General features: G+C 43.5%; 1 protein-coding gene. It reads left to right on the top strand.

The window, feature by feature from the left end; translation table 11 throughout:
- Window positions 1-80: 80 nt before the first annotated feature.
- Window positions 81-269: hypothetical protein (locus Q5762_RS38505; RefSeq protein ID WP_315896966.1), on the top strand; the 189-nt coding region annotated here is incomplete at its 3' end.

Genomic DNA, 269 nt, shown 5'->3' with positions numbered 1-269 from the left:
AATTCCACGACCGTCGTATAATGCTCGCCATATGAATCCGCCTCTATTTTCTAAGCGCAACAAACCGGCACTCTAAATTTATGATTTGCAAACGTTTTTTATTATCCTTGATGGTTCTCAGCTGCTTGATGCTTAGCTGCGGCGAAGCCTTGGCGGTGGTAAAAAAAAGCGCAGAAGAAAAAACTAATTTAGAGCACGCTGTACAAATTTTTCTGCATAACGAACCGATTCATCGCCTCTTGCGCGACGCTGTTCGAGTTCGTTATGCA

The organism is Streptomyces sp. P9(2023), from assembly GCF_032436795.1.
Classification (GTDB): domain Bacteria; phylum Actinomycetota; class Actinomycetes; order Streptomycetales; family Streptomycetaceae; genus Streptomyces.
Note: the sequence above shows the minus strand (reverse complement) of the source record. Positions and strands in the feature narration are given on the sequence as shown.